At 43.4% G+C, this 13,309-nt stretch carries 8 protein-coding genes and 1 tRNA gene; 8 read left to right on the top strand and 1 reads right to left on the bottom strand.

Features of this window, described 5'->3' with window-relative positions:
• Positions 1-15: 15 nt before the first annotated feature.
• Positions 16-1,740, bottom strand: coding sequence for a sulfate permease (gene sulP / locus B6N13_RS14230; protein WP_169459743.1), 1,725 nt, complete (start codon positions 1,738-1,740; stop codon positions 16-18).
• A 211-nt stretch (positions 1,741-1,951) separates the two neighbouring features.
• Here sulP and uvrB point away from each other — a divergent pair, with 211 nt between their 5' ends.
• The 8 genes from uvrB (at position 1,952) to B6N13_RS14190 (ending at position 13,292) form a co-directional block, all read left to right on the top strand.
• Entirely contained in the window at positions 1,952-3,979 is a 2,028-nt protein-coding gene (gene uvrB, locus B6N13_RS14225) for an excinuclease ABC subunit UvrB (protein ID WP_169459742.1), read from the top strand.
• 19 nt (positions 3,980-3,998) lie between these two features.
• Positions 3,999-4,187 (top strand): hypothetical protein, encoded by a 189-nt coding sequence (locus B6N13_RS14220; protein ID WP_048814087.1) that lies wholly within the window; start codon positions 3,999-4,001, stop codon positions 4,185-4,187.
• An 82-nt stretch (positions 4,188-4,269) separates the two neighbouring features.
• Positions 4,270-4,346: transfer RNA gene (locus B6N13_RS14215), tRNA-Val, on the top strand.
• Between the two features lie 191 nt (positions 4,347-4,537).
• Positions 4,538-6,019, top strand: a complete 1,482-nt coding sequence (locus B6N13_RS23415) for a sigma-54 dependent transcriptional regulator (protein ID WP_169459741.1) — start codon at positions 4,538-4,540, stop codon at positions 6,017-6,019.
• Positions 6,020-6,068: 49 nt separating this feature from the next.
• A complete protein-coding gene (locus tag B6N13_RS14205; RefSeq protein ID WP_169459740.1) occupies positions 6,069-9,452 on the top strand; it encodes a DEAD/DEAH box helicase family protein in 3,384 nt (1,127 codons plus the stop codon).
• The gene (locus tag B6N13_RS14200; protein WP_169459739.1) at positions 9,436-10,488 is read left to right on the top strand and encodes a PDDEXK nuclease domain-containing protein; all 1,053 of its coding nucleotides are present in this window, start codon (positions 9,436-9,438) and stop codon (positions 10,486-10,488) included. The genes B6N13_RS14205 and B6N13_RS14200 overlap by 17 nt, the downstream gene beginning before the upstream one ends.
• A gap of 24 nt (positions 10,489-10,512) precedes the next feature.
• Positions 10,513-12,111, top strand: a complete 1,599-nt coding sequence (locus tag B6N13_RS14195; protein ID WP_169459738.1) for a class I SAM-dependent DNA methyltransferase — start codon at positions 10,513-10,515, stop codon at positions 12,109-12,111.
• Complete coding sequence (locus tag B6N13_RS14190) at positions 12,108-13,292, top strand: restriction endonuclease subunit S (RefSeq protein WP_169459737.1); 1,185 nt, start codon at positions 12,108-12,110, stop codon at positions 13,290-13,292. The genes B6N13_RS14195 and B6N13_RS14190 overlap by 4 nt, the downstream gene beginning before the upstream one ends.
• Positions 13,293-13,309: the final 17 nt, after the last annotated feature.

Below are 13,309 nucleotides of genomic sequence, written 5' to 3'. Positions count from 1 at the left end.
CTTAAAACAAGCGGATTATGCATCCGCTTGTTTTAGTGTTAAGGCTTTTATCGCTTGGTGCTGGGTCAAAAAGACTTGTCCACTCAGGTTTTCTATTAGGCTTGATCCTGCCAGCTTATCCATTACTGGACCTTTAATTTCTGAAAAATGCAGCATGACGCCAGCGGATTTCAATCTATCATCAATGGTTTCTAAACTATCTAGTGCGCTGGCATCAATCATATTGACAGCATTGCACATCAAAATCATATGCTTGATGTCTGTATGTATGGAAACCAAGGTTAGTATGTAATCTTCTAGTACTCTGGCATTGGCAAAGAATAGATTTTCATCAATTCGTATTGTGATGATCTCTGGGTCAGTCTCGACCTCAAAACGTTTTACGTTACGGAAGTGCTCTGTCCCCGGAAGACGACCCACTACTGCAATATGAGGATGGCTTGTATGCCAAAGGAAAAACAGTAGAGATAAAGAAACCCCCACTATTATCCCCGTTTCCATACCAACTAAGAGTACGACAAAGAAGGTGGCTAACAGACCGAATGCTTCTTGTTTTGAAAAGCGGTATAACCTCAAGAAATCTTTATAATCAATAAGCTGCAAAATCGAAATGATGATGCTACTTGCTAACACTGCGGTTGGCAGATAATAAAAGAGTGGTGTGAAAAAGAGTAATGTCACCAGCATCAACAGCCCAGTGAGTATGCCTGTCATTGGGGTTTTCGCTCCGGCGCTGACATTTACCACGGATCGTGAAAAGCCACCGGTAACAGGGAAAGATGCACTGAATGCCGCACTTAAATTAGCTAACCCTAATCCAATGAGTTCTTGATTAGGGTTAATATTTTGCTTACGTTTTGCGGCAAAGGATTGCGCAACTGAAACCGATCCAACAAAGCCTACAATGCTGATTAGAATGGCACCAGGAATTAAATCAAGCATCATATCTAAGGTGAATTTATCAAAGGGGATGGTCGGCAAGCTGGTGCTAATATCACCAACGATCTTTATTCCCAATGAATCTAGTGAAAATAATCCAACGCAGCTTGTGGACACGACGACAACGATAACCGGGCCCGCTTTTCCCAGCATGTTGGCGCTATTTTTCTTTAGGCCAAGTTTATTTAAAAGAGTAGTCAAATAGCGTTTGAATAGTATTAAAAATGCGATGGAAATAGCACTTAAAATGACTGTTGGGAAGTTAATGTCATTAATGTGCTGCATCATACTTTGCGTGAGTTCTATGAGGTTGTTGCCATGGGCTTGTACACCAATTAAGTGTTTAAATTGACCCACTGCAATTAAAATGGCGGAAGCACTTATAAAGCCAGAAATGACAGGGTGACTAAGCAAATTAGACAAAAAGCCCATTTTAAACAGGCTCATTAATATCAGAAACACCCCAGATAAAAACGCCAGCATCATGGCGATAGCGGCATAATTCTCACTGCCAGGTAAAGCAAACGGCATGGCAATGGTGGCTGTCATCATGGATGTCACGGCAACTGGGCCCACCGCTAAGGTTCGGCTAGTGCCAAAGAAGGAGTATAAAATAGCTGGTACAATGCCAGCGTAAAGACCTACTACGGCTGGCAGCCCTGCCAGTAATGCGTAACCCATACTTTGTGGAATCAACAGTATGGTGGCTATTAAACTGGCCATCGCATCTGTTTGCATATCTTCTCGCGAATAGCCTTTTAACCAAGCCGCAGCAGGAAAGTACTTCTCCAATTTAGTCATTTAACTCGCTTAACAATATCTTTGTTGGGTTATAAGAATATTTCTTTATGTTATATATGGTGGCTAAATTGGTAAAGTCTAATCTTGATCGTTTTCTTCTTTGAGGCGGATATTGCTGGAATCAAACGGTTATGAGTGATTGAAATACCAGACGACTCTAGCAAAATTTGGTAATCTATTAAGTCGATTGTAAAGCTAAGGGAAAATATCCGTGTCGCAAGAGTTTCAGGTTGTTTCATCTTATTCACCCGCAGGCGATCAGCCAAAGGCCATAGAGAAACTTGTTCGTGGTGTTGAAGCGGGCTTGGCTCATCAAACCCTGCTTGGGGTAACTGGCTCAGGTAAAACTTATACTATTGCCAATGTTATCTCGCAAGTTAAGCGCCCAACCATCGTCATGGCGCATAATAAAACCTTGGCGGCACAGCTTTATGGCGAATTCAAAGAATTCTTTCCCCACAACGCTGTCGAATATTTTGTTTCTTACTACGATTATTACCAACCCGAAGCTTATGTGGCTGCGTCAGATACCTTTATTGAGAAAGACGCATCAGTTAACGAGCACATAGAGCAAATGCGACTGTCAGCGACTAAAGCCTTGCTAGAGCGTGAAGACGTTATTATTGTTGCTACGGTTTCGGCGATCTATGGTCTGGGCGACCCGCAATCTTACTTAAAAATGATGTTACATCTTGATCGTGGGGATCGTATTGATCAGCGTGATGTGTTGCGTCGTTTGGCAGAGCTGCAATATAGCCGCAACGATTTGGTATTAGAGCGCGGTAATTTCCGTGTGCGTGGCGATGTTATTGAAGTGTTTCCAGCGGACTCCGAAGACACCGCGATTCGTATCGAGCTATTTGATGATGAAGTCGAAACCTTGTCGATGATCGACCCGTTGACGAACAAAACCATTCGTAAAGTTCCTCGGGTGACGATTTACCCGAAAACCCACTATGTGACGCCAAAGGAAACTGTACAAGCGGCAATTGAACGTATTAAAGTGGAATTAGATCAACGTCTTGAGCAGCTTAAATCGATGAATAAGCTTGTTGAGATGCAGCGTCTTGATCAACGAACTCGATATGATTTAGAAATGATGCAGGAGTTAGGCTACTGCAACGGCATCGAAAACTACTCGCGTTATTTGTCAGGCCGTGAAGAGGGCTCACCACCACCAACTTTATTCGATTACCTGCCAGCCAATGCTTTGCTCGTTATCGACGAATCTCACGTTACCGTGTCACAAATCGGCGCCATGTACAAAGGCGATAGATCTCGTAAAGAAAACCTAGTCGAATATGGCTTCCGTTTGCCTTCTGCCCTAGATAATCGACCTATGCGATTTGAAGAATGGGAACAGATTAAACCACAGACAATCTTTGTGTCTGCGACACCGGGTAAATACGAAGAAGAGCATCAGGACTGGGTTGTTGAGCAAATCGTTCGGCCGACTGGCTTGATAGACCCTATTTTAGAAGTGCGACCTGTGGCGACTCAGGTGGACGATTTGCTATCCGAAATTAATCTACGTACACCGATTGGTGAGCGCGTATTAGTGACTACTTTAACTAAACGCATGGCGGAAGATTTAAGTGATTATTTAAGTGATCATGGTGTCCGTGTGCGTTATTTGCACTCGGACATCGATACTGTCGAACGTGTAGAAATCATTCGTGATCTGCGTCTTGGTGAGTTTGATGTGTTAGTTGGTATTAACTTGCTGCGAGAAGGCTTGGATATTCCAGAAGTTAGCCTTGTCGCAATTCTTGATGCTGACAAAGAAGGCTTCTTACGCTCGGAAAAATCACTTATTCAAACCATCGGTCGTGCTGCTCGTAACGTGAATGGTAAAGCGATTTTGTACGCTGATCGTATTACAGGATCCATGGAGAGGGCGATCAGTGAAACGGATCGTCGCCGCGAAAAACAAAAAGCGTACAATGAAGAGCATGGTATTACGCCAGTTGGTATCACTAAATCCGTTGAAGACATCATGGAAGGGGCGTATAACCCCGGTGCTGGCAAGCGCAGTAACAAAACTAAGAAAGTGGCCGAGACTGCAAAAGATTACCAAGTGGAAAGTATGGAAGACGTGGCTCAAGTTCGTAAAGCCATGATTCAACTGCAAAAAGAAATGATGCTAGCCTCGGAAGAATTGAAATTCGAATTAGCGGCGGGTTATCGAGATCAGATTCGCCAGCTTCAACGAAAATTAAAAGATGTCGGTGAATCATAAAATAACAGAGGAGTCTTAAATGGCCATCACGCTAAGGAACTACAACATTGTTCGCGTTATTGATAACGGCGTTATTGTAAATTGTACAGTGATCGAAATGTGTTATGACTACGCACTGGTTCGATTCAAAGACAAAAAATATAAAGTGCCTTATGGCTTAATTGACGAAGTGATTGGCCACGAACTGCTTGTTCCTGTTAGTGAATAATAGTTTTAAAACAAAGGCTTCAAAAAATACCAATGAGGGCTTGTCAAAAGCAAACCTCTGCGTATAATAGCCAACACTTTTTAGGACTATAGCTCAGTTGGTTAGAGCGCTACCTTGACATGGTAGAGGTCAGCAGTTCGAATCTGCTTAGTCCTACCAAATTATAAAGCCTCGACAGTTAGTGATCATTCACAGCGTCGGGGCTTTTTTGTATCTGATTTTTGCCCTATGCCACTTTATATATTAGTGAAATTAGTTGTCTTAACTTTATTGTTCTGGAGATGTGCCTAGTAAAAAACTGTAGTAGTCTTTACAGTCTGTAAACAGTTGTTTTTATTAGGGATGTATTTGTGGCGGAAAAAGTACTTTTTTCATGGATTGGTGATACAGATTTAAGGGCTGCTATCTCTGATATGCCATTAGATGCACCTATATCGTCTACGCTGGCAAACTTTTCCTTTGATCGAGTTATTCTTCTTTGCTCATACCCAAAAGCTAGGAGTACTCCCTATATCGAGTGGCTGAAACGCCAAACGGTTGATGCAATAGAGAGTTATCAAGAAACATTAGTTTCTCCTGTGGATTTCGAATCCATATTTCATGCTGCTGATAAGCACCTTAGTACTTTTAAAAAAGCAAATGTTGATATCTCTATTTTATTGAGTCCTGGTACGCCTGCTATGCAAGCCATTTGGATTTTGCTGGGGAAGACGAAGTACTCTGCTCGCTTTTATCAATCCAGCAAAGAGCAAGGTGCACAAGAGGTAAAAATACCTTTTGAGATTTCTGCTGAATACACTCCGTCAGCCACCAAATTAACCTCTACACAACTCACAGAACTTACTAATGATGGTGTCAGTTCCAGTGCGGCGTTTGAAAACATTATTACCCAAAACCCTGTGATGGAGCGCTTAAAGCATCAAGCTGAAATTCTGGCTAAGCGTGAAGTGCCTGTATTGATTCAAGGCGAAACAGGAACGGGGAAAGAGCTGTTTGCCAGAGCCATTCACAATGCTAGCCCACGTGCAGGTCAGCCGTTTGTTGCAGTGAACTGTGGTGCGTTTCCTTCTGAGCTGGTGGACTCCATGTTGTTTGGTCACAAAAAAGGCGCTTTTACGGGCGCATCAGCTGATCGACAAGGGTATTTCCAGCAAGCAAATGGCGGAACTCTTTTTTTAGACGAGTTTGGTGAGCTTGAACCCAGTGTGCAGGTTAGGTTGCTGCGAGTTCTACAAGAAGGTGTTATTACGCCAGTAGGAGCAGTCAAAGAGGAAAGCGTGAATATTCGTGTTATTACGGCCACTCACAGAAACTTGATGCAAGCGATCCATGACAGACATTTTCGAGAAGACCTTTTTTATCGTGTTGCTGTGGGAGTGTTGTCTTTGCCTCCATTACGGGAAAGGCAAGGCGATATAAGTTTACTAGCCGATGCATTATTAATGGATATGGCAAAACAAGATGTTGCTCTGGCAGATAAAAAAATTTCTATAAATGCAAAAAATATTATCCTGTCGCAATCATGGCCGGGTAACATACGTGAGTTACGATCGACTTTATTACGAGCTTCTCTATGGAGTAGCGAAGACGCAATATCGGCTGATGACATCAAACAAGCCTTGTTTGATAGACCTCAGAATAATACCAGCTTGTTAGATAAGGATATTTCACAAGGTATTGATATTCAAAATATTATTTCTGATTTGGTACGGCATTACATTCCGAAAGCATTGGCGCATTCCAATGGCAGCAAGTCCAAAGCGGCTGAGTTATTAGGACTTAAAAACTACCAAACACTAACCAACTGGATGGATAAATACGACGTGAAATAGAAGTTGGCACAGCTTTCGCTATAGCACGAGTATGAAAACAATATTATTTATGAAATCACAAAATTTTGAGTTTCTTCGTCCTGAAAACGAGGCATTAGCAAACCTTGCGGGTTTGGCTGAAGCCGTGTTGTTTATTGATCCGGGCAGCGCACTGACACGTCTTCGCGCTTTTGCGGAGGAGCTGACCAAGGCCATTTATAAAGAAGAGCGCCTGCCTCGTTTACCCGAATCAACCTTGAACACCATGGTACGTGACACTGTGTTCCAAAACTGTGTGACAAAACCACTTGTTCATCAGTTGAATTATCTACGTACCCAAGGCAATGAAACGGCACATGGTGGGGAAGGAGATTTACGAACGGCTCTCATGGCATTGGGGATTGCGCATCAGCTCGCCTGTTACCTTGCCATAAAATACTACATGAAGAAAAAGGCAAGTATCCCTGCGTTTATTGACATAAAAGACAATCGTGCTGATGCCATTGCCCTGTCTGGATCCATCAATAAATACAAAGAAGAATTAGATAAGCAGAAAAAGCTCAATGACGAGCTGCTTGAGCAGATCGAAAAAGAGCGTACAAAAAACCTTAAGTATCTAGATGCACCTGCTTATCCAGATCAACTTAAACGCCAGCAAGAAAGTCAAGCCGTTGCTGACAGTTTGCAATGGAACGAAGCGAAAACTCGCGAGCTTTTAATTGATTCTATGCTGGTGCAAGCTGGCTGGAATGTTTCTGATCCTGAAAATGTGGGTATTGAAGTAGAAGTCGCTTTTCCGAACAACCCATCAGGTAAGGGCTATGTAGATTATGTGTTGTGGGGCAGCGATGGCAAACCTCTCGCCGTCGTCGAAGCGAAACGTTCTAGCAATAGCTCAGATCAAGCGGGGCGAGAACAAGCTCGGCTCTATGCTGACTCGCTTGAAAAGCAGTTTGGCCAGCGCCCAGTGATTTTCTACACTAATGGCTACGAGACTTTTATTTGGGACGACGCACAATACAATGCACCGCGAATTGTTTATGGTTTTTACAGTAAAGACAGTCTGGATTATCTCATTTACCAACGCCAGTACCGTGATAACCAAATAGAACAAAATAACCCCAATTTAAATATTGCCGATCGTCTGTATCAAATCAACGCCATCAAATCGGTTGCCCATACTTTCCAAGAACAGCGTCGTAAAGCCTTGATTATCCAAGCAACGGGCACAGGTAAAACCCGTGTTTCCATTGCGCTTGCAGATCTTATGCTAAACGCTGGTTGGGCAAAACGCGTGTTGTTTCTTTGTGACCGCAAAGAGCTGCGTACCCAAGCGAGTGAAGCCTTTAAAAACAATTTACCCAGCGAACCCCGTTGTGAAATTGGTGAAACCAATAAGATTGACGAAAATGCACGTATTTACGTGTCCACTTATCCCGGCATGATGAACCGCTTTGCTCAGCTTGATGTGGGCTTCTTTGACCTGATCATTGCCGATGAAAGTCACCGCAGTATCTACAACCGCTATCGTGACATTTTTGATTATTTTGATGCACTACAGGTGGGGTTGACTGCTACACCAGTCAAATTCATCAGCCGTAATACCTTTGACATGTTTGGCTGTGAAACCACAGACCCGACGTATCAATTTGGCTTAAAAGAAGCCATCGAACATGAGCCACCTTATTTAGTGGATTTCAAAGTCAAAGACGTCACCACAGAATTTCTTCGTGATGGTATTCATTACAACGACCTAACCGACGATCAAAAACGCCAGTTAGAAGACGATCTTGGCTTTGACGAAGCACAAAATGTTTCGTACCAAGGTAAAGACATCGGGCGTAAAATTTTTAGTGAAAAAACCGACCAAGAGATTCTTGAAAACTTGATGAATTATGGCATCAAGGATGAAACCAACTCCCTAGTTGGTAAAACGATTGTCTTTGCGAATAACCAAAAACATGCAGAGCATTTAGAAAAACTCTTCTGCAAGCTCTACCCACAATATGGCAACAAAGTTTGTAAAGTCATTCATAACAAAGTGTCCCATGTAGAGAGCTTGATCAAAGAATTTAAAAAAGGCGACAACGAATTCCGTATCGCGATCTCGGTGGATATGTTGGACACAGGCATCGACGTGCCAGAAGTGGTGAACCTCGTCTTTGCGAAAACGGTTAAATCGTCGGTCAAATTCTGGCAGATGATTGGCCGTGGAACGCGCTTATGTAAAAACTTGTTTGGTAAAGGCAAAGATAAAACAGAGTTTTTGATTTTCGATCACTACGGTAATTTTGAATTCTTCGAGCAAGAATATAAAGAACCTCAAGATGTGGGCGGCAAGCCGTTACTGCAAACCTGCTTCGAGGCTCGTGTAAATCTAGCAATTCAGGCTCTTAAATATAGTCACCGAGAAGGCTTTGATACTGCGATTGAGCTCATTAAAGCGGATATAGCGGACTTACCAAAAGACAGTGTGGCTGTTCGAAAAGAGTTGCGGCAAGTAGACACGCTTCTGCAAACCGGTAGCTTGCAAAAGCTGAATGCAACAACACAGCATTTGTTATCTGAAACGGTGGCACCACTGATGGCGGTTCGTCCACTGAAAGATAAGCATGCAACACAATTGGATCGTTTAATGGCTGTCGTGGAAACCAGCTTTATTGAACAGTCGTCAAGTTTTGAAGATGGACGAGACACCTTAATCGAGCAAATATCAACCTTAGCGGTTAACATTCAAGCGGTTCGCCAAAAGCAAGCCATCATCGACGAAGTAAACAGTGCTGAATTCTGGCAAGCCCCTAGTATAACTAAGCTAGAAAACGCTCGAACTCAACTACGCAGCATTATGAAATTCCGTCAGAGTGATACCAGTGGCGGTTATGACCCACTAAAAACTCGTACACAAGATGGCAAAGTAGTCACCAACGTGCGTGAGCATAAACTTTATAACAGAGATGAAGTGAGCGTTTATCGCCGACGAGCCAAAGAGCTGCTAGACAACTTAGTTGCGACGAACCCGATACTGCAAAAAATCAAAGCCCATGAGGCTGTTTCGGAAGACGACCTAAAAAATCTAACCTCAACCATCTTAACCACGCACCCTACAGTGAGTTTGGATGCCCTGAACGAATTTTATGGTCGTACTGCCGATCAACTGCATATCACCTTGCAAGAATTGGTTGGGCTAGAGCCAGAGAAAGTCAGTGAGCACTTCACCGACTTTGTGCATCGTCACCCGAATCTGACTTCCCAACAAGTGCGCTTTATGGATCTACTCAAAACTTATATCACCAACTATGGTTTTATCGACATTGCCAAACTATATGAAGCGCCTTTTACAAGTGTCAGCCCAAATGGTGTCGATGGTGTATTTAAAGAAGCAGATGTTGAAGACCTAGTTTCTGTACTTAAACCCTTTATCAAACAGGATGTTCAATATGGGGCCAATAACTAATCTAAACGACGCACTGTTTGCGCAAATTAAAAGTGTGCTCGATCAAGCACGCCAGCAGGTTAAAAAAACCATTAACCATCAAATGGTGGTGGCGTATTGGGAAATAGGGCGTTTGATCGTCGAGCAAGAGCAACAAGGACAAGTGCGTGCTGAATACGGTAAACAACAGCTGCAACAGCTTTCCAAACGACTAACGCATGAGTTTGGCAAAGGTTTTGACACGACCAATTTGCGCAATATGCGCCGCATGTATTTTGCCTTTCCAATTCGAGAGACACTGTCTCTCGAATTGAGTTGGTCACATTACAATATACTGGCGCGTGTTGAAAATAGTGCTGCCCGCACATGGTATGCCCAAGAGGCCGTCTCACAAAGTTGGAGCGTTCGAGCACTAGAACGGCAAATTGGTGTGTTATATTACGAGCGCTTGTTAGCGAGTAAAGATAAACAATTACTCACGCAAGAAGCGGCTACTAAAACAGCGCCGCTAGGAGACTCGCCGCAAGATTATCTGCGTGATCCGTATATTCTCGATTTTTTGAACCTTCAGGACAAAACGTATCAGGAAAGCGACTTAGAAGAGGGCATCATTAACAACTTGCAAAAATTCCTCTTGGAGTTAGGCAAAGGCTTTGCGTTTGTCGAGCGTCAGCAGCGCATTCGTACCGAAGATGGTGATTACTACATCGACTTAGTATTTTATAACTTTCATTTAAAATGCTTTCTGTTGATCGACTTAAAAATGAACAAGCTGACCCACCAAGATGTGGGGCAAATGGATATGTACGTTCGCATGTACGAAGAGCAAAAGCGTGCCCACGATGATAACCCAACCATTGGTTTGATTTTGTGTAGCGAGCGCAATAACACGGTTGCCAAATATTCTGTACTCAACGAGAGCAAACAACTGTTTGCCTCAAAATACACCACCACTTTACCGACTGAAGAAGAGCTCCAACGAGAGTTAGAGCGCGAGCGTGAACACATACTCCGCATTCAAGAGCAGCGCGCGGCGTATCAAGCGACTTCAGTTTAAAACACGATATACAAGAGAGACCTTATGCTAACCGGACCAATCCGTAACGACATCGACAAACTATGGGAAAAATTCTGGACAGGGGGGATTACTAACCCTTTGACCGTGATTGAACAGATCAGTTACCTGATGTTTGCCCGTATGCTCGACATGCAGGAAGAAGCGGAAGAACGTAAAGCCAACCGTACAGGCAAAGCCTTTGTGCGTCTTTTTCCGGACACCAAAGAAGGTCAATTACTGCGTTGGAAAAACTTCAAAAACTTATCTGGGAAGGATCTGCATAAACACCTGAAAAACGAAGTCTATCCTTACTTTTCCAAACTGGGCCAAGTGGCCGACATAGACCAAGTAGGTGACGATACCCCAGTCAAAGCCATGGGCCACATTAGTGATTACATGGAAGACGCGGATCTTGAAATTAAAAACGAATCTGTGCTGGTCGCTGCGTTAGAAATGGTGGATTCCTTACCGCTGAACCAAAGCGACGTGAAAGGCGACATCTACGAGTACTTGCTTAGTAAGCTGACTACCGCCGGCATCAACGGCCAGTTTCGCACACCGCGTCATATTATCGACGCTATGATTGAAATTATCGATCCGCAACCATGGGACACCATTTGTGATCCGTCATGTGGTACGGCCGGATTCTTAGCGCGCACCATGGAATACCTGAATCGTAAACACACCAGCCCAGAAAATATTTGGGCGGACGAAGAAGGCAATCAACACTACCCTGGCGACCTACTGGAAAACTACCGCGAACACATCAGCGACGACATGTTCTGGGGCTTTGACTTCGATACCACCATGTTGCGTGTGTCCAGCATGAACATGATGCTACACGGGGTAAACGGCTCTAATGTGTTATACCAAGACACACTTAACAAATCCATTCGTGAGAACTTTCCGCAGCAGGAAGAAAACTTCTTTGACGTGATCCTAGCTAACCCGCCTTTTAAAGGCAGCTTAGACGAAACCAACACCAACCCAGAATTACTCAGCATGGTGAAAACCAAAAAGACCGAGCTGTTGTTTGTGGCGCATATTTTACGCTCTCTCAAATTGGGTGGCCGTGCCGCCGTGATCGTGCCAGATGGCGTGTTATTCGGTTCTTCTAACGCTCACCAGCAGCTACGTAAAGAGTTAATTGAGAACAACCAGCTCGAAGGCATTATCAGCCTACCCAGCGGCGTGTTTAAACCCTACGCCGGTGTTAGCACCGCGATTCTACTTTTTACCAAAGGCGGCACCACCGAGCGGGTTTGGTTCTACGATCTTCAAGCCGATGGCCTATCCCTTGACGATAAACGCACGCCACTAAAAGGCGAAGGCACTAACGATTTGCCAGACGCCATCGCCAAATGGAAAGCCTACCGCCAGCTTGTCCTCGACAACGCCACACCAGAGCAAATACAGCAGCAGTTTGGCAACAAAACCCAAAAAGCCTTCGTCGTCGATGCCGCCGACATCGCCAGCAACAAATACGATCTTTCCATCAACCGCTACAAAGAAGTGGTTTACGAAGAAGAGCATTATGAAGACCCGAAAGTCATCCTTGGCAAACTCATGGCGCTGGAAAACGACATCATGGCAGACCTAAAAGAACTGGAGGGAATGCTGTGAGTTGGCCGATGGTGAAGTTAGGGGACATATTTGAAATTACTTCAAGTAAGCGCGTTCATCAGAAAGATTGGAGGGAAGAAGGTATTCCTTTTTACCGAGCTAGAGAAATTGCTGTGCTTTCACGAGAAGGAAAAGTTGATAATGATTTATTCATCGATGAAGCAATGTATGAAGAATACAAAGCGAAGTTTGGTGCACCGGAAGAAGGAGATATATTAATCACTGCCGTCGGCACCTTAGGTTTGACTTATGCAGTGCAAAAAGGTGAAAGGTTCTATTTTAAAGATGCAAGCGTTATAAAACTTCGTAAAAAAATTGATGTTGATATTTCATATATTCAATATGCTATTGCTAGCCCTACGGTACAAAGGTTTATTCAAAACTCAAGTGGTGCAACCGTCGGTACTTATACAATTAGTCGTGCTAGGGAAACTGAAATCCCGTTACCACCACTCGAAGAACAAAAACGAATCGCCGCGATTTTAGATAAAGCCGACAGTGTGCGCCGCAAACGCCAGCAAGCTATCCAACTCGCCGACGATTTTTTACGTTCCGTATTCTTAGATATGTTTGGTGATCCGGTGACCAATCCCAAGGGGTGGGATATAAGGCCACTAGAAGATTGTCTAGAGTTTTTAACTAGCGGGTCGCGTGGATGGGCACAATACTACTCGGATCAAGGAAGTAAATTTATAAGGATTCAAAATGTATCAAAGAATCGACTTCTTCTAGAGGATATGGCTTATGTAAACGCCCCTGATGGTGCTGAGTCTACACGTACACGTGTTCAGATAGGAGATGTTTTATTATCTATTACCGCTGACTTAGGTCGTTCAGCAGTAGTAAATGATGAAATTGCAGGAGGTCATATTAATCAGCATTTAGCACTCTTACGAGTCAATCAGAGTAAAATAAACTCTAGGTTCTTATCTGCATATTTGTCTTCGGACGGAGGTGTTAAACAGTTTCAAATGAAAAATAAATCAGCTGTAAAAGCTGGACTGAATTTCAATGATATAAGAACTTTAATGATCCCAATACCACCTTTAAATATCCAGAAAAAGTATGAGAATATTTACGATAATATATCAATTATGAATGAACACTGTTTATCTTCATCCAATGAAATAAAAAATCAAATAGCTGTACTCAGCCAAAAAGCCTTCTCTGGGGGGCTTTAATCGGAGCCAGACCCACT

The organism is Marinomonas sp. UCMA 3892, assembly GCF_012726345.1.
Taxonomy (GTDB): Bacteria; Pseudomonadota; Gammaproteobacteria; order Pseudomonadales; family Marinomonadaceae; genus Marinomonas.
The sequence above is the reverse complement of the archived record's forward strand: the minus strand, read 5'-3'. Positions and strand labels throughout refer to the sequence as shown.